This window comes from Gemmatimonas sp., from assembly GCF_021298855.1.
GTDB lineage: Bacteria > Gemmatimonadota > Gemmatimonadetes > Gemmatimonadales > Gemmatimonadaceae > Gemmatimonas.
Genome location: NZ_JAJTHI010000006.1, coordinates 85,540 through 107,948, shown reverse-complemented (window position 1 = coordinate 107,948; position 22,409 = coordinate 85,540). Strand labels below are relative to the sequence as shown.

Here is a 22,409-nt window from a genome sequence, read left to right as displayed (position 1 = left end):
TGAGGTCATGTCACCAACCGTCCTGCGCGAGGGGCCCTTCCGCCTGTTCTTCTTCTCGCGTGAGGAACCCCGCATGCACGTGCATGTGTCGCATCCGGATGGCGAGGCCAAGTTCTGGCTTCAGCCCGAAATTGCCTTGGCCGACTCGGTCGGGCTCTCGGCCCGCCAACTCGCTGATGCGCAGGACGTCGTCGAACGTCACACAGGAGAGATACGCGATGCCTGGCTTCGCCACTTCGGCGCCTGAGGTCACGCACGTGTCCCGGCACGGCTTCTGGCTGTTGCTGGGCGACGAGGAACTGCTCGTGCGCTTCGAGGACTTTCCGTGGTTCCGGCAGGCCACCATCGACGCGTTGACCAACGTCGAGCGGCCGAGCGCGGATCATCTCTACTGGCCGCAGTTGGACGTGGATCTGTCCGTCCGCTCGATCCGACGACCGGCGGACTTCCCTCTGGTATCGAGGGCGGACGCTGCCCCCGCGACGGGTACGTAACTCGGAAGTCTCTGATTGGCTGGAACGGGGAATCCCCTCCAGCCACCCCCAAAACACAAACGCCGCCATCACGTAAGTGACGGCGGCGCTTGCAATTGCCCCTCCTGGGGTCGAACCAGGAACCTTCTGATCCAGAGTCAGACGCTCTGCCAGTTGAGCTAAGGGGCAGCTGGCTTCACCGGCCCAGTGGACCGATGAGCCGTCAAATATACGCCGCCCGGACCCAAGTGGAAGGGGCGACGCCTCCAGATGCCCTCACTCCGCGCGGGGGCCGACGACTTCACGCATGAACGCCGCCACGTCGAGGGAGAACGGTGCCCCGGCACCAGCCGGTTGCCACACCAACCGCTCCGTGCACACCTCCGGCCGCTCCGACTCGGCCGTCCAGCGTTCCACCAGCTCCGAGTCGAGATCCACCAGCCAGCACTCGATGCCTGCCCGCTGGTAGCGCGGCCGCTTCCGTATCCGATCGGCACGGGCCGTGGTGGGCGATAGCACCTCGATGGCCAGAAAGGGCGCCGGCGGCGGGGCTTCGCCACGCACCACCTCAATCCCTACCGGACGAATGACCAGCACGTCGGGCTGCAGCAGCGTGAAGGGGTCGAGGACGACATCGTACGGAGAAAACATCAGCTCGCCAATATGCTGTCGATCGACGTACTCGATGAGCACCGCCCCCAGCCGAGTCACTGCCCGCTGGTGCACGAACCGAGGCATGGGGCTCACGAGGAGCTCCCCATCCACGGTCTCGTAGCGATTCCCGTCGTCCGGCAACGCCCAGACGTCTTCCACAGACCAGCGACGTTCCTGCGCGATTGGCATACCCATAGTCTGCTCGGCCCTCGGCGATTTTCGCAACTCGGCGGGATCATGCCCCAACATGCCACGGGGGCGACGGAACCCCGTCACCCCCGTTACGCTGATCGAATCACCAGAACGCCAGCGGCCGCGTCACCCCTTCTTCACTTCCTTGGCCCAGCTGTCGCGCAATCCCACGATGCGGTTGAACACCCGCTTCTCCGGCGTGCTCCCCTCCGGCTCGGCGTAGAAATAGCCCACCCGCTCGAACTGATAGCGCGAGCCGAGCGGATCGTCGAGCACACCGGGTTCGGCCTTGGCGTGCTGGATGACCACGAGCGACTGCGGGTTGAGTGCACTCAGGAAGTCCTGCCCCTCCGGCACGTCATCGGGGTCGGGCTGCGCGAAGAGACGGTCGTAGAGACGCACCTCCACGTCGGCCGCGTGCGACGCACTCACCCAGTGAATGGTGCCCTGCACCTTGCGCCCGTCGGGCGCACTGCCGCTGCGCGTGGCGGGGTCGTAAGTGCAGCGCAACTCCACCACCTCACCCGCGTCGTTCTTCACGACCTCCTGACAGGTGATGAAATAGCCGAAGCGCAGGCGCACCTCACGACCCGGCGCCAGCCGATAGAACTTCTTCGGCGGGTCTTCCATGAAGTCGTCACGGTCCACGTACAGCTCGCGCGAGAACGGCACGGTGCGGCTGCCCGTCTTGGGCACGTCGTGCGGATAGTCCTGCGCCTCGAGCTGCTCGACCTGCCCCTCGGGGTAGTTGGTGAGCACCACCTTGAGCGGGTTCAGCACGCACAGCCGGCGCGGCACCTCCATGTTGAGATCGTTGCGCACCGCATGCTCGAAGGTGGCGATCTCCACGCGCGCATCCTTGCGCGCCACGCCGATCACGTCGGCGAAGGCGCGAATGGCCTCGGGGCGCACGCCGCGGCGGCGCAGCCCGGCGATGGTGGGCATGCGGGGATCGTCCCACCCCGTCACATGCCCCTCATTCACGAGACGCAGCAGCTTGCGCTTGCTGAGCACGGTGTAATCCAGCTCGAGCCGCGCGAACTCGATCTGCGTGGGCGGATTCTCGAATCCCGCCTCCCGCACGAGCCAGTCGTAGATCTCGCGCGCGTCCTTGAACTCGAGCGTGCAGAGCGAGCGCGTGATGCCTTCGATGGCGTCACTCAGCCCGTGCGCAAAGTCGTAGAGCGGGTAGATGCACCAGTCGTTGCCGCGCCGATAGTGATGCGCATGGCGAATGCGCAGCAACAGCGGGTCGCGCATGATCATGTTGGGATGCGCCATGTCGATCTTCGCGCGCAGCACCTTTGCCCCGTCGGGGAACTCACCCGCCCGCATGCGACGCAGCAGGTCGAGATTCTCCTCGACCGTGCGGTCACGCCACGGACTGGGAGTGCCCGCACTCGTCACCGTGCCGCGGTTGGTGCGGATCTGCTCCTCGTTCTGGTCGTCCACATACGCCTTGCCGTGCCGCACGAGCAGCTCGGCGATCTCGTACAGCTTCTCGAAATAGTCGGAGGCATAGTAGAGCCCGTCCCACTGGAACCCCAGCCACTGCACGTCGCGCTGAATGGCCTCCACGTACCTGATGTCTTCCGTGGCCGGGTTGGTGTCGTCGAAGCGCAGGTTGCAGGTGCCGCCGAACTCCTGGGCAATGCCGAAGTTGAGGCAGATGCTCTTGGCGTGCCCCATGTGCAGGAACCCGTTGGGCTCCGGCGGGAAGCGGGTGGCGGGGGCACGACCAAAACGGCCGGTCGCGACATCGTCCGCCACCATGTCGCGGATGAAGTCACGGCGCGGGGCCGAGGAGTTGTCGGAAATCGAAGAATCGGACACGTATGTACGGGTAAGGAGGACCCGTCAATCTAATCCTCGCGGGTATACATCGGCGGTCGCCCCGCTATCGGTTGCCTGGTCCCCGCTCCCTGCCCCCTGCCCGCCGCTCCCTGCTCCCGTCCCCCCATGCCCCGCCGCGCCGCATCCGTCCTGCTCGTCACCGCCCTCACCCTGCCGTTGCTTGCCGGGTGCCGGGCGGCCGCGCTGGCGCACGACGGTGACCCACGCGGCGCGCAGCGGCATTTCGACGGCCTCGTGGGGGCGTTCGAGGCGCGCTTCACCAACGTGACGCGGCAGCCCAAGGTGCTGCACGGGCGCATGCGCATTGCGCGTTATGCCTTCGCGCCGTCGAAGCTGGCCAACGATACCGCGATCTGGACGGCTATGCGCACCACGCGCACGGGCGCCGACCGCGTCGCCGAGTGGCAGGCGAGTCTGGTGAACAACCAGTTCCAGTTCGTGGCGCGGCGCGACACGCCGCTCCCCACGCGGCTGGGAGAGCAGCGCCACCGCATTGCGGTGACGCAGCGGCAGGAGCATGACTGGTTCTGGCACACCGTAGTGGAGCACCATGTGGGCACCATGCCCCCGCAACGACTGAACGATGTGGCGCGCGCGTTCTTCGCCAGCGCCGAACGCCCCGGCAGCGCCATGCGCGTCGACTATCGCGATGCGTTTCCGCGTACCGTGGGGGCGCTCGGCCGATTGCTCACCATCGACAGCATCGTGACCACCTCGCAGGTCGACGGCTCCACGCTGGTGGCCATGCAGATCCGCATCACTGCGCGCGACATCGCCGCCAGCTATCCCGCCTACGCGCGCTTTCTGCAGAAGTACGTGGAACCCGCGCGCTACCGGTTTCGTCTCTCCGACCGTCTGGCGGGCGACTACTTCGATGCGCAGGCGGTGAACCGCGTACTCACCGTACGCTTCCGTACGCGCAACGGCACGCTGCAGCCGCTCGTCGGGGCGGCGCGCCCCATGCCCGACACGCTCATCCTCACCGTGGACGCCATGGCCAAGCTGGGGCTCTTCTCGGTGGGGGTATCGAATCTCGTGGGCGAGTTCGTGCACGTGGACACGCCGCGCGAGCGGGCCTGGCAGCTGCGCTTCACCCGCGAGCCCAAGTGGCACCTGCCGCTCATTGCCGAACGGCTGTTGAGCAGCGCCATCCGCCACCCCTTCGAGGGGAACGGCGTGTTCTTCAAGCTGGGGCTGCGCACCGGCCCCGCCGGCCAAACGATCAGCGAACGCGTGGTCGATGTGGCGGTCAAGGAGAGCGCCATCATGCGCTGGCTGGGGAACCTGGGCTTCACCGCCATGAGCGATTTCGCCGGCAGCGTGGAGGAGGAGGAGAACCGGTTCCTGGTGGAGCTGTTCCGGGCGATGCGGGCGGACATGGCCGCTCTCGCGGGGTAACGGCTCGGATGGTCGGATGGTCGGACGATCGGATGTCGGATGGGTGCCGGAATTCGGAGGCGCGAACGGGCGGTCGGAAGTCGGAGGACGGATTGACCTGCCCAGAGGCCGGCAGTCGGAGGCCGGATTGCGGAGGCCGGATTGGGTATCGGCGAGGGGGTGCCGGACGCCTCCACTCCGGCCTCGGACATCCGACCGCCGTTTCCGGCATCCGATTTCGGGCACGCATCCGGCGTCCGACATCCGACCTCGGAGGAATCCGACCAATCCGATTCCGCCGAGGGCGGATGTCGATGGATGCCGGAATTCGGAGGCGCGAACGGGCGGTCGGAAGTCGGAGGACGGATTGAGCTGCCCGGAAGTCGGAGGGCAGATGGCGTGTCGGAGAGGGGTACCGGACGCCTCTACTCCGGCCTCGGACATCCGACCGCCGGTTCCGGCCTCCGATTTCGGGCACGCATCCGGTGTCCGGTGTCCGACGTCCGACTTCGGAAAAGTCCGACCCATCCGACTCCCCGAGGTGAGAAAGCAAAGAACCCCGACCAGCCAAGCTGTCGGGGTTCGAAAACTGCCACGCGCGCCGTCATTGGAACTCTCCGTCCTACCGAACGGCGGCGGGCTTGTCTTGTGTACACTGGACGATGCAGGGTGTTCCACCGTCACGCCAGTGCCGGATTCGTCACGAACCGGTTCCCGTTCCGTAACCCAGAAGCCTGAAAAGGTTCCGGCAGATGGAGCTGAGGGGGCTCGAACCCCTGACCTCTGCAATGCGAATGCAGCGCTCTCCCAGCTGAGCTACAGCCCCAAGTGACCCGGACAACAAAGGCCCCGCTCCTGTGGCGCGGGGCCCATCGGGTAACGAAAGGGAAGGTAGCGGGTGGCAAGGGGAAGTCAAGCGGAACGGCGCCGGCCGAAGCCGCCGGTGGCAACTCCCGGACCGTTGGGGGCGTTCACCCGCACGATGAATCGCGCCCATCCTTCCCTGCCCTACGGGGCGAACCCCGCGGGCGCGCACGCCTTCGAGTCGGAGTACGTGCGCGACCAGCTGGTGCCGCGCACCCTCGATGTGAACGGCAAGACGTATCACCCCGACGGCGAGTACGTGCTGTACTGGATGCAGTCCACGCATCGCCTCGATGAGAACTGGGCGCTGCGGGCAGCCATCCGCACCGCCAATCGCGTCCAGCGACCGCTGGTCATTCATCAGGGACTCGACCCCACCTATCCGCACGCCAGCGATCGCCATCACACCTTCATCCTGCAGGGGGCGCGCGACACGGCACGTCACGCGGCGCAGTTGGGACTGCACTACCAGTTCGTGCTGCGGGCGCGGCGCGACGACGACCGCCGCGTGCTCGATCGGCTCGCGGCGCGCGCGTACGCCGTGATCACCGACCTCTACCCCACCGCCGGCGTGCGCGAACGGACCGAGCGTTTTGGCGAGCGGGTCAACTGCCGGGTGCTGGCCGTCGACAGCGTGTGCACGGTGCCCAGCGGCACCTTCACCAAACCGGAGTTTGCCGCGCGCACCATTCGCCCCAAGATCGCGAAGCTGCTCGATCAGGTGCTGGAACCGGTGGCGGAGGGGATGCCGCGGGTGCCCGTGAGCGAGTCATTGCGGGCCTCGTTGCGCGACACGGTGGCCGCCGGGGGCGGGCTCACGGTGCTCCCGCTGGCCACCATGACCGACGACGACATCGCGCGCGTCGTGGCGGCGTGCGAGATCGACCACCTGGTGGGCGCAGTGGCGCAGCCAGGGGGCAGCGTGGCGGCGCAGGCGCGTTTTGCGCAGTTCCTGCAGCACGGGCTCACGCACTACGACACCCAGCGCAACGAGGCCGGCAACGGCGAGGGCACCTCGCGCCTCTCGCCCTACCTGCACTACGGCCACATCGCGTCGGCGCGCGTGATTCGTGAGGCGCGGGCGGCGCGGGAGGCGGTGGGCGCGTCGGCGGCCGACCTCGAGGCCTTCGTGCAGCAGGTCACCACGTGGCGTGAGCTGAGCTACAACTGGTGCGTCCGCACGCGCCACTTCGACCAGCTGAGTGCGCTCCCCGACTGGGTGCAGCGCACCATGGCCGAACACGTCAACGATCCGCGCCCGCAGCGGTACGATCTCGAGACACTCGAGGAGGCGCGCACCGGTGACCGCCTGTGGAATGCCGCGCAGCACGAACTCGTGACGCAGGGGATCATCCACAACTATCCGCGCATGCTCTGGGGCAAGACCATCCTGCTCTGGACCGAGAGCTACGAGCAGGCGCGCACCTGGATGTTTCACCTCAACGACAAGTACGCGCTGGACGGGCGTGATCCCAACAGCGTGGGCGGCATCATGTGGTGCCTCGGGCTCTGGGATCGCCCGTGGGGGAACAAGCCGGTGTGGGGCGGGCTGCGCCCCATGGTCACGCATCGCGCGAAGATGAAGTTCGATGTGGAGGGCTACATCGCCCGCGTGCGGGGGTCGCGACTGCTGTAAATGAACGCATCGGGTGGCGGGCACCGTTACAATTCCTGCATGCACCCACTCGATCCGGCCATCATTCCCGCAGTCTCGGCGGTGCGCTCCGCCGCCGAACGGCTGCGCTCGTTTCTGCCACCCAGCCGGCTCGTGCGGCACGACGGGCTGTCACAGACGCTGGGCGTGGACGTCTGGTTCAAGCTCGAGCTGGAGAATCCCACCGGCTCGTTCAAGGTGCGCGGCGCGTACAACGTGCTGGCCGGCCTGTCGGCGGAGGAACGCGCGCGGGGCGTGGTGGCCTCGAGCGCCGGCAACCACGGCTTGGGCGTGGCGTATGCGGCGCGCGCCTTCGGTGCGCCCGCCATGCTGTACGTGCCGGCCAACGCGCCGCAGGTGAAGAAGGACGGGATCCGGGCGCTGGGTGCCACGGTAAACGACGAAGCGGCCGATTACGACGTGGCCATGGTGATGGCCAGGGCGCACGCCGCACGCGAAGGGATTCGCTTCATCAACCCGTGCCTGGGGCTCGACCTGCTCGCCGGGCAGGGCACGGTGGCCCTCGAGCTGCTGGCGCAGCTGCCGGCCATGCAGACGGTGCTGATCTGCACCGGCGGTGGTGGTCTGCTGGGCGGCATGGGGGGCGTGCTGCGTCAGCTTGCGCCGCACGTGCGCGTGATTGGCGTGCAAAGTGAGGAGACCGCCGCCATGACGCGCAGCGTGCGCGCCGGACGGGTGGTGGACACCCCCGTCACCCCCACGCTGGCCGACGGGCTGGCGGGACAGATCGACGATGAGGCGCTGCACATTGGGCGCACCTGCGCCGACGACCTGCTGCTCGTGACCGAAGAGCAACTGGGAGAAACGATCGCGTGGCTGCACCGCACCACCGGCATGGCAGTGGAGGGGGCAGGGGCGGTGACCGTAGCCGCCCTCCGCCATGGCGACATCACGGCGCCGGCCGGCCCGTTGGTGGCGGTGGTGAGCGGTCGCAACATCGACCCGTCCCGACTCGAGGCGCTCACGACGCGCTACCCGGGGTAGCCGCCCGCCGGGCGCAACGCCGGATGTACAACGGGCCGGGCCCACCCTGCGGTGGCCCGGCCCCGGTTCGCCACTGGAGGGAGCGCGACGGTCATGCCACGCCCCCGTGCCGTCAGCGCGCCGACGACTCGTCGGCATGGGTGATGCTTGGGCGAGGACGGTCGGACACCACAGGCGACGCCCCGCCGTCCCGCGCCACCTGCAGCGGTATCTCACGATCTCCTGCCCGCGCAACGCGTGCCTGACGCGCCGCGGCACTGCGGGATTCCCCACCCTCACGGCCAATGGCGGCCATGTGGGCCCGGTCGCGACTGACAGTCACACCGCCCTTGCGCCCGGCTTCCCGTGCTTCGTCGGACGACCATTCGTGCGCCGTCCCCTTCTCGTGGGCCGCGCGCCCACCCTTGCTGGCGATCTCGCGCTGACGCGTGGGATCCATTGACGCGAACCCGCGTCGGCTTTTTCCGGTCATACGCCCCCCGGCCTCCGGAAGTGAATGTCAGTGGCGGAAGAGGGCCGCTCCGGTCACCCCGCGTCGGGCACCGTCACACGGCCAGCACTTCCCCGTGAATACCGTCAACCGATGTTGCAAACCTCGGGCCGTACTTCGGCCCCGATACCGGCACCCTCAGCCTACGCAAACCCGGGGCCGTCAGCCCACCGTCACGCCACCGGCATCCTGCCGAAGTCCGCGGGGCACCGGTCTATATTCGACCCATGCCGCTGCTCGTCCGTTTTCTCGGAACCGCCGCCTCCCGCCCCACCGCGGAACGAGGCGTCCCGTCACTCGCCGTCATTCGCGAAGGGCACACTCTGCTGTTCGACTGCGGCGAAGGCACGCAGCGCCAGATGATGCGCTACGGCGTATCCTTTTCGTTCGAAGACCTGTTCTTCACGCACACGCACTCCGACCACATTCTGGGGATTACCGGACTCATCCGTACGATGGCCCTGCAAGGGCGCACCGAACGGCTACGGCTTTGGGCCCCCCGCGGCGCGGGAAGAGTGTTGCGTCAGTGCATCAGTCTTGGTGGCGAACGCACCACGTTTCCCGTGGACATCACCGAGCTCGATGCCGGTGCCACGCTGTCCCGCGGCGAGTACCGGATCGACACCTTCGCCGTGGATCATGGGCCGTCCACCTCGCTGGGCTACGCCTTGGTCGAGGAGGAACGGAAAGGCCGCTTCAACCCCGACCTGGCCCGGGAGCTTGGCATCCCCGAGGGGCCGCTGTGGGGGCGTATTCACCGGGGCGAGCAGATCACCCTCGACGACGGGCGCGTGATCGATCCGGGGGTGCTCGTGGGCGAGCGGCGACGCGGTCGGCGCGTGGTCATTACCGGCGATACGCGCCCCTGTGCCAACACCATTGAGGCAGCGCGCGACGCCGACCTGCTCGTGCACGAAGCCACCTTCGCCGACGACGAAGTGGCCCGTGCGGTGGAGACAGGACACAGCACGGCGCGTGAAGCGGCCGAAGTGGCCAAGGCCGCGGGCGCGCGGCGGCTCGCCCTCACCCACATCTCGGCGCGCTACTCGCAAAACGCGCGCGAACTCGAGCGCGAAGCGAAGCTGGTGTTCGCCAATACGACGGTGGCGAAGGACGGGTACGAAGTGGAGCTGGCGCTTACCGAAGAGGAGGTACGGTTCGGATAAGGTCGGACGGTCGGATTGGCCGGATTGGCCGGAGATCGGAAGTCGGATGAGTGCCCGAAATCGGAGTCGGGAAACGGCGTTCGGAAGTCGGAGGCCGGAGGAGGAGGGGTGGTGGTGGCGCGCGCGGCGCTGCCCGCCACCACTCGGGTTTCAGACCTCGGGCCGCCGTTTCGGGCCTCCGACTTCGGGCAGGCAATCCCACCTCCGACCGTCCGACCGTCCGACTATCGGCGCGCTCAGTGTCCCTTGAGCGACTTCAGCGTGCGCAGCGCCGGCACCCGCCACGCCACGGTGGCCGCCACGCCTAGGGTGGCCACCCCACCCACCACCACCGCCGTCACCGCTCCCCACCACCGGGCAGTGATGCCACTCTCGAACGCCCCGATTTCGTTCGAGCTGCCAATGAAGATCTGATTCACGCTGGAAACGCGCCCCAGCAGCGCTTCGGGCGTGCGCATCTGCAGCATGAGGCTGCGAATGACCACGCTGACCATGTCGCTCGCGCCGCCCAGCGCGAGGAAGGCCATGGAGAGCGGCAGGCTGCGGCTGAGCCCGAAGCCAATCGTGCACAGCCCGAAGCCGGTTACGGCGAGCAGCAGATTGCGCCCCGAATGCGCAAACGGCGGGAAGCGCGTAAGCAGGATGCTCGACACGACCGCCCCCGCCGCGGGGGCCGCCCGCAGCAACCCGAGCCCCGTGGGGCCGGCCTGCAGTATCTCGCCGGCAAAGACCGGCAACAGCGCCACGGCACCGCCAAAGAGCACCGAGAACAGGTCGAGTGACAGGGCGCTCAGCAGCAGCGGATCGCGAAAGACGAAACGCAACCCGCCGAGAATGGCCACGCGCACGGGTTCATCGCGCCGCTCGCGCTGGGGCGAGCGATGGCGCACGGAGAAGAGCACCAGTACCGCGAACGCCATGAGCACCGCATCCACGGCGTAGCTGAGCGTGATGCCACCCGCTGCGTACAGCAGGCCGCCCAGCGCCGGCCCCAGCACGGCGGCCAGTTGCCAACTGCCGCTGCGCCACGTGACGGCATTGCTGTACAGCGTACGCGGAACCAACTCGGCGCTGAGCGCCTGTCGCGCCGGCTGCAGAAAGGCGCGCGCCACACCGCTCACCACGATGACGGCGTAGATGGAGCGCACGCGTGCGGGTGCCGTGAGCGGCGTGTCGCCCACGGGGGTGGGAAGCCCCAGCCACCAGAGCGCGAACGAGCACCCCACCAGCATCGACAGCGCCGCCAAGGCGATGCGGCGCCGGTCGTGCGTATCGGCAACATGTCCGGCGAACAGCGACATGCTGATCGCCGGCAGCGCTTCCGCCAGCCCCACCAGGCCGAGGGCCAGCGGATCCTTCGTGAGATCGTAGACCTGCCAGCCGACAACCGTCCCCTGGATCTGTATGCCCAGGGTGAGCGTGAACAGCGCGAGGATGTAGCGACGGAAATTGGGCAGGCGGAGCGCGGCGAAGGTATCGCGCGCCTCGCCGATCTGGTCAGCGGACATGCGGCAACATAGTCGCAGATCCGCGCGCGCGCGGGCGTGGCACGTTCCCTACGACGCGCCGCGGGCCTCGTCCTGGCGCTCCTCGAGGCGGCGGCGGCGACGGGCCTGCGCCGCGTCATAGCGCCGCCGCTGCTCCTCGGTTTCCGGCGTCACCGTGGCGATGGGCACCGGGCGCCCGTTGCGGTCGATAGCCACGAACGTGAGGTAGCAGGTATTGGTGTGCCGCCTCGTGCCGTTGATGAGATCCTCGGCCTCCACCCGCACGCCGATCTCCATGGACGTCGTGCCCACGAAGTTCACCGACGCCTTGCATGTCACGAGGTCGCCCACGTGGATGGGCTCTCGGAAGTCGACCCGGTCGATGGAGGCGGTAACGCAGGCCGTGCGGGCATGACGGAAGGCCGCGACCGCCGCCGCCTTGTCCACCATGGCCATGATGGCGCCACCGAAGGCATGGCCCAGGATGTTGGCATCCTGCGGCATGATGAGTTCACTCGTCTCGTGCTGCGAGTGGGCGACGGGACGGGCGGGTCGGACGGTCATGGCTGGACGGAGAAGGCGGCGCGGCGCACGCGCAGGCGCACGGCATCGTGGCGGCGCGGCGTGCGGCGGTATGAGGCTCGCTGCACGAGGCCATCGAGCGCCGTGGACCGGTCGAAGGCGCGCGCGAGCGCCGCGCGGCCGGCGCTGTCGAGCGGCGGCTGCTCGAGGGCAATGAGCTGGTATACCGGGGCAGCCACCGTGGCCACCGGCCACTCGCGCCGCGAGGTCGTGACCCCACGCGCACTGAGCGACAGTCCCAGCAGGTCCCCGTCCTGTGCGGGCACGGCAGTCACATCATAGGCCCCGCGCTCCCAGCGCGCCCGCGACGAATCAGCGCTCCACTCCGGCAGCGTGCCGCGCACCGACGGCCACCAGGTGGGCGCGCGCACGCCGATGGGGGGCAGATACAGCGCCAGCGCCTCGCCATCGGTGGCCTGCCCCGGCACCATGAACGCGACGGCCGGTTCGCGGGCTAGATCGGTGATGCCGAAGCTGCCGCTGTCGAAGACGAAACTGCCAAGGGTCTCCACGGCGGCCTGCGCCCGTTCGTCACCGGCGGCACCAGCCTGGCGAATGCTGTCGGTGAGCTGCGCCAGCGATGCCTGCGCGGCCAGCATCACCGCCCGCGCCTCCTCGGCACCCAGCAGCTCAGCGAGGCTGTTCACATGCCCGCTGCGCACATCCACCACGTAGCGGCGCCCGCGATGCTGGTGCGGCGGGCCACCATCAATGTCAGCGTCGAGCAAGTGCTCGAAAGTGAGATACGGGCCGTGCACATCGATGATCTCGATCCCGTCGTGCACGACGGTCCGCGGGTCATCGGGCGCGTCGTCGTCGTTGGGATCGATCTCGAGCTCACGCGGGTTGGCCTTGCGCCACGCGGACAGCTCGCGCATGACCGTGCTGTCGGCAAAGAGCAGCGTGCTGTCGCGCGACTGCAGGGCGCGCGCCCACAACCGGGTCGTGGCGAACGAGGCGCTGGGATACTCCGCGCCATCATCGGAGAGAAACACCTCGATGAGGCGCCCATCCACGTCGGTGAGCAGGATGGGCGCGCTGCGCACCCGCATCCCTTCGCCGCCGCTGCGTACCCAATAGGTGGAGTCACCCGCCGCAAAGAGAAACTCGGCCGCGGGCAGCGCCTGGCCGCGGGCCGCCGGCTCTCCACATGCCGCCAACGCGGCGACGACCAGGGCGGTGGAGGCGCCCATCACCAGCACCCGGGCCGCGCGTGATGCCGCCTGCGCCCCTCCCCGCAATCGACCGACCGGAACGCGCATTCAGCGCCCCTGGACCAGTGTACGCACGCCATCCACGAGCCGCGCCACCTCGGTGCCGCTCGTGTAGCAGGCACAGCCGGCGCGCACGAAGCCCTCCTGCTCATACCCCAACCGACGCGCCACCGTGGTGGCGTAGAAGTCGCCGTGCGACACATACACGCCGCGCGGTGCAAGGAAGCGCGCCACCGACTCGGCGTCGTGCCCCCGCACACGGAAGCTCAGCGTGGGCGTGCGGGGCGTACCGGGGCGGGGTCCGTACAGCGTGACCCCGTCGATCGCCGCCAGACCGTCCCACAGCTGGGCGAACAGCTGCTCGCCGCGCTCGTGCAACCCGTGCATGGCAACGGCCAGCCGGTCGCGGCGCGAGGTCGTGACATCGCCGGCAATCCCGGCGAGGAACTCCACGGCGGCGGCGGCGCCCACGATCCCCTCGTGGTTCTGCGTACCGGTTTCCAGGCACTCCGGGACCCAGTCGGGCGCGGGTTCCAGACGCGGCAGGTCGAGGGCGGCGGTCGCCTCGGCGCGGCCGTACACCACGCCCACATGCGGTCCGTAGAACTTGTAGGCACTGCAGAGCACGAAGTCGGCGCCCAGCGCCTGCACGTCGACCAGGTTGTGCGGGGCATAGTGCACGGCATCGACCACCGTGATGGCCCCGGCGGCGCGGGCGAGCTGCACCAGGCGCGGCACATCGCTCACCGTGCCCAGGATGTTGGAGGCGGCACCAAGCGCCACCACCTTCGTGCGCTCACTGAGCAATCGCTCGAACGCGCCCGCCTCGTGACGGAAGCTGTCGAGATCGAGCGGCAGCCAGCGCAGTACGGCCCCCCGTTCCCTGGCCAGTGCCTGCCACGGCGCAATGTTGGCATGGTGATCGAGCTCGGTCACGATGATCTCGTCGCCCGGCTGCAGAGCGCGACCGATGGCCCGCGACACGTGGAAGAGCAGCGTGGTCATGTTGGCACCGAACGCGATCTCACCCGCGCTCGCCCCCAGAAAGTCGGCGAGCGTTTCGCGCGCCTGCATGAGCAGGGCATCGGTCTCCACGCTGGTGGGATAGGCCCAGTGCGTGTTGGCGTTATGGTGCAGCAGGTAGTGCGTCATGGCGTCGGCCACGCTGCGCGGCACCTGCGTGCCACCCGGCCCGTCGAAGTAGGCCACGAGCTGATCGCCCTCGCGACGGTCGAGGGCGGGAAACTGGGCACGAATGGCGTCAAGGCTGGCAATCACGTTCGCGCTGCCGTCGGACAGGTGCGACGGAACCGATGGGGCGCTCATGCGGTGGCACTCCCGGTGGCCGCCGTGCCACCAATGATGGCGCCGCCCAGCCGCTCCACCACGCGGGCCGCTTCCACATGATCGGCCTCCTCGCCCAGCTCGTGATGGGCCATGCGGAACAGTTCCGCCGTGAGTTGCAGCAGCGGGGCGGTAAGGCGCTGCTCGCGCGCCAGCTCGGCGGCAATGCCCACGTCCTTGTCGAGCAGCGCCAGCCGGAACGTGCGCGGGAAGGCACGCGTGAGCACCCGCTCGGGGAAGAGATGCATGCTGGCGTTCGAGCGCCCGCTGGAGGTGTTGATCACATCGAGCGCCACCTCCGCCTTCACCCCCGCCTTTTCCAGCGCCACCAGCCCCTCGGCGGTGCCCCAGATGTGCATGGCCAGCAGTGCGTTGTTCACCGCCTTGAGCGCATCCCCGGCGCCCACGGCGCCGCAGTGCACGATCTTCTTCCCGAAGCACGCGATGACAGGGTGCACGCGGGCCAGCGTGTCCGCATCACCGCCAATCATGACCGTGAGCGTCCCCTGCTCCGCCCCGCTCACCCCGCCCGATACGGGGGCGTCGAGAAAGCCGATGCCGCGCTCGGCCAGGGTGGCCGCGATCCGCCGAGACGTGGCGGCGTCGCCTGACGTGCAGTCCACGAGGACGGAGCCGGCCGGCATGGTGGCCAGCAGGCCGTCCGGGCCGGCGAGCAGCGACTCGACATCCCGCGACACGGGGAGGCAGGTCACGACCACGTCACGGTCGCGGGCGGCCTCGGCCGGCGTGGCCACGGCGCGCGCGTCGTGCGCGGCCGCAAACGCCTCGGCCTTGGCCGTGGTGCGGTTCCACACGGCGAGGGCGAAATCGGGACGGGCGAGATGGCGCGCCATGGGAGTTCCAATGGCGCCGAGACCGAGAAACGCGACACGTGGCATGGGAGCATGCTCGAGGGAAACCAGTCGGCACCCGGTCCCCGTTGAGAAGCCGTGGGGTGGCGCCGAGATTGAAAGATGCCACGACTTCGCATCCACGTGCAGATCGAGGGGCTGCTTTCGGTGCACGCCGTGCGCGCCGTGTGGACGGCCCTGACGGCCGTCCCGGGGGTGCAGCACGCCGAGGTGTCCATGAAGGGGGCCGTACTGGAGACCGATGGACCCATCGACCGGCAGCTGCTGGACGCGTGTCTGGACCACGCCGGGGTCCGGGTGGTGAACATCACGGTGGAGAAAGGCGCGTTGCCCGTGCTGTAGGCCGGCCGCGGACGTCGCTTTGCGCCCGGAGAGGCGCACACTAACTTGCGCCCGACCCGCCGCCGCTTCGCCCATGACGCCTCGTTCCGACAAAGACCGGCCGCTCGCGGCGCTGATCGTGCCGGACCTGCTCGAGCTGCTCGAGGAGCATCCGGAGAGCATCGGCCCGCAGACGGAGGAGATGCACCCGGCCGACCTCGCCGACGTGGCGGAGGCCATGCCGGAGGCCGCGGTGCGGGCGTTCCTGGCCGCGCTGCCGCGCGAGCGCGCCGCCGAGGTGCTGGAGTACCTCGACGAGGAGTTGCGCACCCAGGTGCTCGAGGAGCTGCCGGCGGGGGAGGCGGCGGAAATCGTCGCCGAGATGGACCCCGACGAGCGCGCCGACGCCCTCGAGGAGCTCGACGAGGAGACGGCCGACGAGATCCTGCAGGAGCTCGAGCCGGCGGAGAAGGCCGAAACGGAGCGACTGCTCCAGTACGATCCGTACACCGCCGGTGGCCTCATGACCACCGAGTTCGTGAGCGTGCTGGAGACGCTCACGGTGGAAGAGTCGTTGCGGGCGGTGCGCGCCATGGCGCGCGGTGGCCGGCGCGAGGCCATGTACACCATCTACACGGTGGACGACGCGGGGCGGCTGCGCGGGGTACTGTCGCTGCGCGAGCTGCTGGCGGCGCCGGAAGGCTCGCGCATCAGCGAGCACGCATGGACCGAAGTGGTGAGCGTGTCGCCGGACACCGCGCAGGAAGAGGTGTCGCAGGTGACCTCCAACTACGACCTGGTGGCGCTGCCGGTGGTGGACGGGCAGAAGCGGCTGCTGGGCGTGGTCACCGTGGACGACGTCATTGACGTCATCCAGGAAGAGCAGACCGAGGACGCGCAGAAATTCGGCGGCATGGAGGCGCTCGAGGAGCCCTACATGCAGATCTCGCTCTGGCAGAACGTGCGCAAGCGCGGTGGCTGGCTGGCCATTCTGGCCATGAGCGAGTTCTTCACCGCCTCGGTCATGGCGCGCTACGAGCACAGCCTCGATGATGCCGTGTTCCTTTCGCAGTTCATTCCACTCGTCATGAGTTCGGGGGGCAACTCGGGGTCGCAGGCCACGTCACTGATCATCCGCGCCATGGCGCTGGGCGAGGTGCGCCTGGGCGACTGGTGGCGCATCGTGCTGCGCGAGTTGCCGGCCGGGCTCATCCTGGGGTTCATCATCGGCGTCATTGCCATGATCCGCATCGTGGCGTGGAACATGCTCGGGCTCTACGACTACGGCGTGCATGCGTGGTGGATTGCCATGGCGGTGGGTACGACGCTGGTGGCCGTGGTGACCATCGGCTCACTGAGCGGGTCCATGCTGCCCTTCCTGCTCAAGCGCATCGGATTCGACCCGGCCAGCGCGTCGGCGCCGTTCGTGGCCACCATCGTGGACGTGTCGGCGATCAGCCTCTACTTCAGCGTGGCCTACCTGTTCCTCGCCGGCAAGCTGCTGTGAGTGCATCGCCTGCGGCGCGTCGCGCCATCTGGCGCGGTACGCTGGCGGTGGTGTTCAGCGCCTGTTGTTTCGGCTCCATTTCGCCGCTCACCGTGGTGGCCACCGAGCGTGGCATGGCGCTCGAGAGTATCCAGAGCTGGCGCTATTTCGCCAGCGCGGCGCTGGTGGTGGCGTACGGCTGGTGGCGTCCGCCTGCGCCGGCGGCGGGGCTCTCCCCCTGGTATCATCCGCGCACGCTGCTCATGGCCGGCGGCGGACAGGCCATCGTGGCCACACTGGCGCTCGCGGCGCTGCGCTGGCTGCCCGCCGCCACGGCCAGCTTCCTGTTCTACACGTACCCCGCGTGGGTCACCGTGATCACCGCGGTGCGTGGTCTCGAGCCCCTCGACGGGTCGCGGCTGCTGGCACTCGCACTGGCACTGGGCGGCATCGTGGCCATGGTGGGCGCACCCAGCGCCGCGTCCCTCTCGCCCGTGGGGTTGGCCGTCATCCTGTCGGGGGCGCTCGTCTACGCACTGTACATCCCCGTCCTCAGCGGGCTGCAGCGCGGGCGCGACGGGCTCGATGTCGCGCGCGCGATCTGCGTGGGCGGGACACTCTGTTTCGCCACGTGGTCGATGCTGTCGGGCACGCTGTTCGCCATACCCGATGCGGTGGCGCTGGGCGCGAGCGTGCTGCAGGGCGTGCTTGCCTCCGGCGCCTTCGTGGGATTTCTGGCGGGGCTGCGCATCCTCGGCAACGTGCGCACCGCCATCACGAGCACGGTGGAACCCTTCTGGACGACGCTGCTGGGGGTGGTGCTCCTGGCGCAGCCCGTCGGCACGGGCACGCTGGTGGGCGGCGCGGCCATCATGGCCGCCGTGCTGCTGCTGCAACGTCCGGTGGCGTCCGCGCCAACTCGATCGTCATAATCCCACGATGGCAAAGATTCTCGTCACCGGCGCGGCCGGCTTCATTGGCTACCACACGAGCGAACGCCTGCTGGCGCGCGGCGACACGGTGGTGGGGCTGGACAACGTCAACGACTACTACGACCCCACGCTGAAGGCCGCGCGCCTCGCGCGACTGCAGGGGCAGCCGGGGTTCACGTTCGTGAAGCTGGACCTGGGCGACCGCGCCGGCATCGAGCGACTCTTCGCCACCGAGCGGTTCGACAAGGTCATCAACCTGGCCGCGCAGGCGGGGGTGCGCTACTCCCTCACCAATCCGCACACGTACATCGACAGCAACCTGGTGGGGTTCCTGCACATCCTCGAAGGGTGCCGCCATCACGGCGTGCAGCATCTCACCTACGCGAGTTCGTCGAGCGTGTACGGGGCCAACACGGCGATGCCCTTCTCGGTGCACCAGAACGTGGACCATCCGCTGTCGCTGTATGCGGCCACGAAGAAGGCCAACGAGCTCATGGCGCACACGTACAGCCACCTGTACGGGCTGCCCACCACGGGGCTGCGCTTCTTCACGGTGTACGGCCCATGGGGACGCCCGGACATGGCCCTCTTCCTGTTCACGAAGGCCATCCTCGAAGGGCGCCCCATCGACGTGTTCAACCACGGCCAGATGCGCCGCGACTTCACCTACATCGACGACATCGTGGAAGGGGTGATTCGCACGAGCGACCATACGGCCCCGCCCAACACGGTGTGGGACAGCGACTGCCCCGATCCCGCCACGAGCAAGGCGCCGTACCGCATCTACAACATCGGCAACAACAATCCGGTGGAACTCATGCACCTGATCGGCACGCTCGAGCAGGCGCTGGGGCGCACCGCGGTGAAGAACATGCTGCCCATGCAGCTGGGCGACGTGCCGGCCACCTACGCCGATGTGGCGGCGCTGGAGCAGGACGTGGGCTTCGCGCCCAAGACGTCCATTGAAACGGGCGTCGCGCGCTTCGTGGCGTGGTACCGGGCGTACTACGGCGCGTAGCGCCCCCGCTACCTGCCGTTCGCACTGGCCGCCCGGACTCCACCGGGTACGGATCGTGATTCCCGGTGGCGTGGCCACCGCGCGGTCAGCGCCGCCGCGTGCGGGCGAAGGCCACGAAGCCCACCAGGAAGACCGTGGCGAAGGAGAACCACTGCAGCGCGTACGACAGGTGCGGCCCATCGTTGATGGCCGGTGGCGGCACGCGCGTGGGGCGGGTGATGTCCTGCATGATGGTGTCGCCGAGGGCGAGCAGGACGAACGGCGCCACCGGCCGGCCGACCAGCGTGCCGATCGTATCGCGGTCGAGCAGTCGCATGGCCCGCGGTGACGATTGCATGGTGGCCTGGCCGCCGCGCTTGGGCGGGAACGAGGTAAGCACCGCGTCCAGACGCAGCGTATCGGCCTCACGCGCCTTGGCGAAATCGGCCGTGCGGCCATCTGCGGCGTAGAGATAGCCGCGCAACACGAGAATCGCGGTATCCCCCCAGCTGCCGTCGAGTGGGCGCACCGGTGTGAGCAGATGCACACCAGGCGACCCGTTCTGGGTGCGCGTGGCGTGCACCAGCTCGTTGGCGTAGTCGGCTACCGCCTCGATGCGCACACGCCGCCAATGCGTGACACTCGTGTCCTGCCCCTGCAACGCGGCCAGCGGCAGCGGGTCGGCCGCGCCCCGCGACGCCACGATCGCGTTCTGCGCGCGTCGCTGCTGCAGCCGGTCGAGCTGCCAGAGGCCAAGCCGCACGCACACGCCCACCGCCACGGCCGTGAGCAGGCCGAACGCGATGGTCTTCGCCTTACTGCTCATGCGCCGGCGGAGCAGGAGGGGCCGGGCGCGGGCGCGGGCGCGGCGTGCGTGCCCGCGTGGCGGCGGGAGCCGGCGAGGGGGATGGCGTGCCCACGCTCGCCGACTTCGACGCCGGGGTCGCCCTGGGCCGCCCTTCCACCTTCGCCGGCTTGACGGCCTTCGGCGGCTTCTCTGCCTTCGGCGGCTCCCCCGCCTTCGAGCGCTTCTCTGCCTTCGGCGGCTTTCCTGCCTTCGGCGGCTTCTCTGCCTTGGGCGGCTTCTTTGCCTTCGGCGGCTTCTCTGCCTTGGGCGGCTTCTCTGCTTTCGGCGGCTTGGCTGCTTTCGGCGGCTTCTCCGCCTTGGGCCTCTTACTCTTCGCGGGCTTGCGCTCGGACTTCGCCTCGGCCAATGCCGGCGCATCGGACGCCGCCGGCTGCGGCAGCGCCTCGGGCACCAGCACCAGCATGCTCAACGGTGGCAGCGACACCGTGAACGACTGCTCGAAGCCGTGGTACGGGACCGCATCGGAGCACGCCGACACCGTGGCCGCGTACCCGCTGCCACCGAACTCGGGCGCATCGGAGTTGAGCGCCACGCGATAGCCGGTGCGCGCTGGCGCCCCCAGCCGATAGTCGGCACGGGGCACCGGCGTGAGATTCAGCACCACCACGGCATGCTCGAGGCCGTCGAATCGCGCATACGAAAACACCGACTGCTCGCGATCGGCCACATCGATCCAGCGATAACCGTTCGGCTCATGATCGCCGCGCCACAGGCAGGGCAGCTGCCGGTAGAGTGCGCCCAGGGCACAGACGTACTCCAGCAGCCCGCGCCGGCGCGGGTCTTCCAGCAGGTGCCACTCCAGGCTCGCGTCGTGATTCCACTCGTGGTGCGTGCCCAGCTCCATGCCCATGAAGAAAAGCGACTTGCCGGGACGCGTCACCGAATAGCCCATGAGCGCCCGCACGTTGGCCAGCTTCTGCCACACGTCGCCCGGCATCTTCTCCAGCAGCGACTTCTTGAGGTGCACCACTTCGTCGTGTGACAGCGGATTCACGAACCGTTCGCTGTATTCGTACCACATCGCGAACGTCATCTTGTCGTGCGCACCCTTGCGGAAGAAGGGATCCACCCGGAAGTAGTCGAGGGTGTCGTGCATCCACCCCATGTTCCACTTGAAGGTGAAGCCCAGTCCGCCCTCGCTGATCGGCGCCGTGACCTTGGGCCACGCGGTGCTCTCCTCGGCCACCGTGATCACGCCGGGGTGCAGCGACTGCACGGCATGATTGAGCTGCTTGAGGAATCCCACGGCATCGAGGTTCTCGCGGCCACCATGACGGTTGCGCAGCCACTGCCCCGCTTCGCGGCCGTAATCGAGATACAACATGGACGCCACCGCATCCACGCGCAGCCCGTCAATGTGGAACTCCTCGATCCAGTACAGCGCGTTCGCCACGAGGAAGTTGCGCACCTCGTGCCGCGCGTAGTTGAAGATGTGCGTGCCCCATTCGGGGTGATCGCCCAGCCGCGGATCCTCGTGCTCGTAGCAGGCCGTGCCATCGAATCGGCGCAGCGCCCAGTCATCCTTGGGGAAATGCGCCGGTACCCAGTCCAGCAGCACGCCGATCCCCGCCTGGTGCAGCGTGTCCACCAGATGGCGGAAGTCGTCGGGTGTGCCGAAGCGTGAGGTGGGCGCGAAGTACCCGCCCACCTGGTAGCCCCACGAGCCACCGAACGGATGCTCCTGCACGGGAAGCAGCTCCACGTGCGTGAACCCCATGCGGCGCACATGCTCCGCCAGCTTCGGCGCGATCTCGCCGTAGCTGAGCACGCGCCCGTCATCGCCACGCAACCACGAGCCCAGGTGCACCTCGTAGACCAGCATCGGTTCGCGCAGCGGCTCGCTCTCGGTGCGTTGTGCCAGCCAGCTGCCGTCGCCCCACACATAGCCACTGCGGTCCTGCACGATGGACGCGAACCCCGGGGCCTGCTCCAGCTTGTGGGCGTACGGATCGGTCTTCACGCGCGTAGCCCCCGTGCGCGTACGGATCTCGTACTTGTACAACGCCTCGGCGCCAACCCCCGGCACGAACAGCTCGAACACGCCGCTCGTGCCGAGCATGCGCATGGTGTGGGCGCGCCCGTCCCAACGATTGAAGGTGCCGATCACGCTCACCCGCTCCGCATTGGGCGCCCACACCGCGAAGGCCGTTCCGGCTACCCCGTCCACCACCATGGGATGCGATCCCAGCTTCTCCCAGAGGCGCAGGTGCCGCCCCTCGTTGAAGAGGTGCAGATCGACCTCGCCCACCGTTGGCAGGAAGCGGTAGGGATCATCGATGGTGATGCGTTCCCCCTCCCCGGCGGTGACCACGAGCCGGTAGCGCAACGGCACGCGGCGATCGGAGAGGAAGGCCGCGAAGAGACCCGTGGCGTCACGCTCCATGACGACCTCGTGCTCACCCACCAGCACGGAGACGGCGGCCGCATGGGGGAGGAACGCGCGGACCACGACGCCTTGCACGCCATCCACCGTGGCCGCGTGCGCCCCGAGCACGTCGTGCGGATGCATGGATTCCCCACGCACGAGGCGCTGCGCGGCGTCGGAGGGCACGGGCGGCACTTGGGTCGTCGTCATGT

The 22,409-nt window shown here is 68.6% G+C and carries 20 protein-coding genes and 2 tRNA genes; 10 read left to right on the top strand and 12 right to left on the bottom strand.

What is annotated here, in order from left to right; all coding sequences use genetic code 11:
- Nucleotides 1–7 precede the first annotated feature (7 nt).
- Entirely contained in the window at nt 8–247 is a 240-nt protein-coding gene (locus LW840_RS02600; RefSeq protein WP_291269925.1) for a DUF4160 domain-containing protein, read from the top strand.
- Between the two features lie 10 nt (nt 248–257).
- Nucleotides 258–494, top strand: coding sequence for a DUF2442 domain-containing protein (locus tag LW840_RS02595; RefSeq protein ID WP_291276357.1), 237 nt, complete (start codon nt 258–260; stop codon nt 492–494).
- 95 nt (nt 495–589) lie between these two features.
- Here LW840_RS02595 and LW840_RS02590 read toward each other — a convergent pair.
- The 3 genes from LW840_RS02590 to LW840_RS02580 all read right to left on the bottom strand — a co-directional run bounded on the left by LW840_RS02590 (nt 590) and on the right by LW840_RS02580 (nt 3,152).
- Nucleotides 590–662, bottom strand: a tRNA-Gln gene (locus tag LW840_RS02590).
- A gap of 87 nt (nt 663–749) precedes the next feature.
- Nucleotides 750–1,316, bottom strand: coding sequence for a Uma2 family endonuclease (locus LW840_RS02585; RefSeq protein ID WP_291276356.1), 567 nt, complete (start codon nt 1,314–1,316; stop codon nt 750–752).
- Between the two features lie 129 nt (nt 1,317–1,445).
- Nucleotides 1,446–3,152, bottom strand: coding sequence for a glutamine--tRNA ligase/YqeY domain fusion protein (locus tag LW840_RS02580; protein ID WP_291276355.1), 1,707 nt, complete (start codon nt 3,150–3,152; stop codon nt 1,446–1,448).
- Nucleotides 3,153–3,278: 126 nt separating this feature from the next.
- On the opposite strand from LW840_RS02580, the gene LW840_RS02575 reads away from it, so the two are divergent.
- Nucleotides 3,279–4,571, top strand: a complete 1,293-nt coding sequence (locus tag LW840_RS02575) for a hypothetical protein (RefSeq protein WP_291269959.1) — start codon at nt 3,279–3,281, stop codon at nt 4,569–4,571.
- Nucleotides 4,572–5,303: 732 nt separating this feature from the next.
- On the opposite strand, the gene LW840_RS02570 is transcribed toward LW840_RS02575, so the two are convergent.
- Nucleotides 5,304–5,376: transfer RNA gene (locus LW840_RS02570), tRNA-Ala, on the bottom strand.
- Between the two features lie 156 nt (nt 5,377–5,532).
- On the opposite strand from LW840_RS02570, the gene LW840_RS02565 reads away from it, so the two are divergent.
- Together LW840_RS02565 and LW840_RS02560 are read left to right on the top strand one after the other, a co-directional pair.
- Nucleotides 5,533–7,050, top strand: a complete 1,518-nt coding sequence (locus LW840_RS02565; protein WP_291267618.1) for a deoxyribodipyrimidine photo-lyase — start codon at nt 5,533–5,535, stop codon at nt 7,048–7,050.
- 39 nt (nt 7,051–7,089) lie between these two features.
- On the top strand, nt 7,090–8,073 hold the full coding sequence (locus LW840_RS02560; RefSeq protein WP_291261983.1) for a threonine/serine dehydratase: 984 nt from the start codon (nt 7,090–7,092) through the stop codon (nt 8,071–8,073).
- Between the two features lie 112 nt (nt 8,074–8,185).
- Here LW840_RS02560 and LW840_RS02555 read toward each other — a convergent pair whose 3' ends face one another.
- Nucleotides 8,186–8,545, bottom strand: coding sequence for a KGG domain-containing protein (locus LW840_RS02555; RefSeq protein WP_291261982.1), 360 nt, complete (start codon nt 8,543–8,545; stop codon nt 8,186–8,188).
- A 245-nt stretch (nt 8,546–8,790) separates the two neighbouring features.
- Between LW840_RS02555 and rnz the strand changes: the two genes are divergently transcribed.
- Entirely contained in the window at nt 8,791–9,729 is a 939-nt protein-coding gene (gene rnz, locus LW840_RS02550) for a ribonuclease Z (RefSeq protein WP_291261981.1), read from the top strand.
- A 236-nt stretch (nt 9,730–9,965) separates the two neighbouring features.
- Here rnz and LW840_RS02545 read toward each other — a convergent pair whose 3' ends face one another.
- Genes LW840_RS02545 through LW840_RS02525 form a run of 5 tightly spaced genes read right to left on the bottom strand, consistent with a single transcriptional unit; the run spans nt 9,966 to nt 15,255 of the window.
- The gene (locus LW840_RS02545) at nt 9,966–11,237 is read right to left on the bottom strand and encodes an MFS transporter (RefSeq protein ID WP_291261980.1); all 1,272 of its coding nucleotides are present in this window, start codon (nt 11,235–11,237) and stop codon (nt 9,966–9,968) included.
- A gap of 48 nt (nt 11,238–11,285) precedes the next feature.
- Entirely contained in the window at nt 11,286–11,780 is a 495-nt protein-coding gene (locus tag LW840_RS02540) for an acyl-CoA thioesterase (RefSeq protein ID WP_291261979.1), read from the bottom strand.
- On the bottom strand, nt 11,777–13,060 hold the full coding sequence (locus tag LW840_RS02535; RefSeq protein WP_291269956.1) for a hypothetical protein: 1,284 nt from the start codon (nt 13,058–13,060) through the stop codon (nt 11,777–11,779). The genes LW840_RS02540 and LW840_RS02535 overlap by 4 nt, the downstream gene beginning before the upstream one ends.
- Nucleotides 13,061–14,338 carry a cysteine desulfurase-like protein gene (locus tag LW840_RS02530; protein WP_291276354.1) on the bottom strand — a complete coding sequence of 426 codons (1,278 nt, stop codon included), beginning with the start codon at nt 14,336–14,338 and terminating at the stop codon, nt 13,061–13,063. It lies immediately after the preceding gene.
- Entirely contained in the window at nt 14,335–15,255 is a 921-nt protein-coding gene (locus LW840_RS02525; protein ID WP_291261976.1) for an NAD(P)-dependent oxidoreductase, read from the bottom strand. The genes LW840_RS02530 and LW840_RS02525 overlap by 4 nt, the downstream gene beginning before the upstream one ends.
- 75 nt (nt 15,256–15,330) lie before the next feature.
- On the opposite strand from LW840_RS02525, the gene LW840_RS02520 reads away from it, so the two are divergent.
- From LW840_RS02520 to LW840_RS02505, 4 genes are all read left to right on the top strand, one after another.
- Complete coding sequence (locus LW840_RS02520; protein WP_291266132.1) at nt 15,331–15,570, top strand: hypothetical protein; 240 nt, start codon at nt 15,331–15,333, stop codon at nt 15,568–15,570.
- 73 nt (nt 15,571–15,643) lie between these two features.
- A complete protein-coding gene (mgtE, locus tag LW840_RS02515; RefSeq protein WP_291261974.1) occupies nt 15,644–17,056 on the top strand; it encodes a magnesium transporter in 1,413 nt (470 codons plus the stop codon).
- Nucleotides 17,053–17,967, top strand: a complete 915-nt coding sequence (locus LW840_RS02510) for a DMT family transporter (RefSeq protein ID WP_291276353.1) — start codon at nt 17,053–17,055, stop codon at nt 17,965–17,967. Before mgtE ends, LW840_RS02510 begins: the two co-directional genes overlap by 4 nt.
- Nucleotides 17,968–17,974: 7 nt before the next feature.
- A complete protein-coding gene (locus LW840_RS02505; RefSeq protein WP_291266134.1) occupies nt 17,975–18,985 on the top strand; it encodes an NAD-dependent epimerase in 1,011 nt (336 codons plus the stop codon).
- A gap of 85 nt (nt 18,986–19,070) precedes the next feature.
- Here the strand turns inward: LW840_RS02505 and LW840_RS02500 are convergent, their stop codons facing one another.
- Complete coding sequence (locus tag LW840_RS02500; protein WP_291266135.1) at nt 19,071–19,790, bottom strand: SURF1 family protein; 720 nt, start codon at nt 19,788–19,790, stop codon at nt 19,071–19,073.
- Nucleotides 19,780–22,407, bottom strand: a complete 2,628-nt coding sequence (gene glgB / locus LW840_RS02495; protein WP_291276352.1) for a 1,4-alpha-glucan branching protein GlgB — start codon at nt 22,405–22,407, stop codon at nt 19,780–19,782. Before glgB ends, LW840_RS02500 begins: the two co-directional genes overlap by 11 nt.
- Nucleotides 22,408–22,409: the final 2 nt, after the last annotated feature.

What these genes read in the sequence shown, in the direction of transcription:
- glgB (WP_291276352.1), bottom strand. Translation starts at nt 22,407, where the DNA reads ATGACGACGACCCAAGTGCCGCCCGTGCCCTCCGACGCCGCGCAGCGC.
- LW840_RS02500 (WP_291266135.1), bottom strand. Translation starts at nt 19,790, where the DNA reads ATGAGCAGTAAGGCGAAGACCATCGCGTTCGGCCTGCTCACGGCCGTG.
- LW840_RS02560 (WP_291261983.1), top strand. Translation starts at nt 7,090, where the DNA reads ATGCACCCACTCGATCCGGCCATCATTCCCGCAGTCTCGGCGGTGCGC.
- LW840_RS02585 (WP_291276356.1), bottom strand. Translation starts at nt 1,316, where the DNA reads ATGCCAATCGCGCAGGAACGTCGCTGGTCTGTGGAAGACGTCTGGGCG.
- rnz (WP_291261981.1), top strand. Translation starts at nt 8,791, where the DNA reads ATGCCGCTGCTCGTCCGTTTTCTCGGAACCGCCGCCTCCCGCCCCACC.
- LW840_RS02525 (WP_291261976.1), bottom strand. Translation starts at nt 15,255, where the DNA reads ATGCCACGTGTCGCGTTTCTCGGTCTCGGCGCCATTGGAACTCCCATG.
- LW840_RS02520 (WP_291266132.1), top strand. Translation starts at nt 15,331, where the DNA reads ATGCCACGACTTCGCATCCACGTGCAGATCGAGGGGCTGCTTTCGGTG.
- LW840_RS02505 (WP_291266134.1), top strand. Translation starts at nt 17,975, where the DNA reads ATGGCAAAGATTCTCGTCACCGGCGCGGCCGGCTTCATTGGCTACCAC.
- LW840_RS02565 (WP_291267618.1), top strand. Translation starts at nt 5,533, where the DNA reads ATGAATCGCGCCCATCCTTCCCTGCCCTACGGGGCGAACCCCGCGGGC.
- mgtE (WP_291261974.1), top strand. Translation starts at nt 15,644, where the DNA reads ATGACGCCTCGTTCCGACAAAGACCGGCCGCTCGCGGCGCTGATCGTG.
- LW840_RS02535 (WP_291269956.1), bottom strand. Translation starts at nt 13,060, where the DNA reads ATGCGCGTTCCGGTCGGTCGATTGCGGGGAGGGGCGCAGGCGGCATCA.
- LW840_RS02600 (WP_291269925.1), top strand. Translation starts at nt 8, where the DNA reads ATGTCACCAACCGTCCTGCGCGAGGGGCCCTTCCGCCTGTTCTTCTTC.
- LW840_RS02555 (WP_291261982.1), bottom strand. Translation starts at nt 8,545, where the DNA reads ATGACCGGAAAAAGCCGACGCGGGTTCGCGTCAATGGATCCCACGCGT.
- LW840_RS02575 (WP_291269959.1), top strand. Translation starts at nt 3,279, where the DNA reads ATGCCCCGCCGCGCCGCATCCGTCCTGCTCGTCACCGCCCTCACCCTG.
- LW840_RS02530 (WP_291276354.1), bottom strand. Translation starts at nt 14,338, where the DNA reads ATGAGCGCCCCATCGGTTCCGTCGCACCTGTCCGACGGCAGCGCGAAC.
- LW840_RS02540 (WP_291261979.1), bottom strand. Translation starts at nt 11,780, where the DNA reads ATGACCGTCCGACCCGCCCGTCCCGTCGCCCACTCGCAGCACGAGACG.
- LW840_RS02545 (WP_291261980.1), bottom strand. Translation starts at nt 11,237, where the DNA reads ATGTCCGCTGACCAGATCGGCGAGGCGCGCGATACCTTCGCCGCGCTC.